The sequence below is a fragment of the Humibacter antri genome, from assembly GCF_054777235.1.
On record NZ_BAAHAW010000026.1, the window covers coordinates 1 to 1282 of the forward strand.

3 protein-coding genes are annotated in these 1282 nt (G+C 69.0%); all 3 read left to right on the forward strand.

Annotation, left to right across the window (positions count from 1 at the left end; genetic code table 11):
• The first annotated feature begins 103 nt into the window (after window positions 1–103).
• Complete coding sequence (locus ACYVDK_RS11935) at window positions 104–226, forward strand: hypothetical protein (RefSeq protein WP_460521972.1); 123 nt, start codon at window positions 104–106, stop codon at window positions 224–226.
• Between the two features lie 80 nt (window positions 227–306).
• Complete coding sequence (locus tag ACYVDK_RS11940; RefSeq protein ID WP_460521974.1) at window positions 307–951, forward strand: phosphoribosyltransferase; 645 nt, start codon at window positions 307–309, stop codon at window positions 949–951.
• Between the two features lie 65 nt (window positions 952–1016).
• Window positions 1017–1282, forward strand: a 266-nt coding sequence (locus ACYVDK_RS11945; protein WP_460521976.1) for a hypothetical protein, incomplete at its 3' end; no start/stop codon positions are given.

Consider the following 1282-nt stretch of genomic DNA (forward strand, 5'->3'; position numbering starts at 1 on the left):
GGTGGACTCGATGATGCGCGCCATCGTCTGCACCGTGACGACCGGGTACTCCCCCACACTCGTCTCGCCTTCATCGGTGCCGGCCTCATGAGGTGCCGGCCTCATGATCGGCGCCGGGCTCGTCGATGTGTTCCTCGGCGTCAACGCGGAGAACAAGTCGCTTGCGGACATCGCCGATCCGCTCTCCAAGACGGATGTCCTGCAGCAGGAGGCGCACCCGACCTGACCCGGGCGACTCCGGCGCGTTTCGAACCGGCCGGTAGTGGGCGGATCCCGCGTCGTAGGCTTGGCCCGGAAGGGTCGGACATGATCTTCGTGGATCGTCTTGACGCGGGGCGCCGTCTGGCGACGGCCTGTTCGAGGTATCGACACGACTGGCCGAACCCGGTGGTCCTCGGCATCCCGCGCGGCGGCGTGCCCGTCGCGGCTGTCGTCGCTGAAGCGCTGGACGCTCCGCTCGACGTCATTCTGGTGCGCAAGCTCGGGCTCCCTCGCAACAAGGAGGTCGCGATGGGCGCGATCGGCGAGGGCGTGCGCGTGATCGACGACGGCCTCATCCGGGTGATGGGGGTGACCGACGAGCAGTTGGCCAGCGTCGAGGAACGCGAGCAGGCTGAGCTGGAACGGCGCGTGCGACGGTTCCGGGAGGACAGGCCCCCGGTCGACCTGAAGTCAGCGACCGCCGTGGTGGTGGACGACGGCCTCGCTACCGGGGCGACCGCCCGCGCGGCCTGCGCGGTGGCGCGCGCGCAGGGGGCGGCATCCGTCGTGCTGGCCGTGCCGGTCGCCCCTCCCGACTGGGAGCCCCAGCCGGGAGGGGACACGGACGCCTTCGTGTGCGTCGCGCGACCGAGCGGGTTCTTCGCGATCGGGCAGTGGTACCACGACTTCACACAGACCACCGACGCCGAGGTGCGCCGCCTGCTCGGCATGCCCAACGTGACGTCATGATCGCGCCCGGCGAGATAAGGAAACACGATGAGCACTCTCGCCCCGATGAAGCTGCCGGCACTCGATTGACTGCGCTCGCTCGTCTCGGTCCAGGGGTCATTCGCGATGTTCGCCACGAGGCGCTTATCTCGCAGCCCGGCTTCACCTTCCACGACGTCGGGACCGAGAAGCCGAACATCTCGTACGCCGCAGGCTGGTTGAACAGCGGCAGCGACTGCCGCAGCCGGCGCATCAACGCACCGAGCGGCTGGACCGACTCCTACTTCAGGGCGGCGTATGCGGGTGCGGCTTCGTTGTGCACGTCGCCGACGACGTGCACGCGCACGTCGTT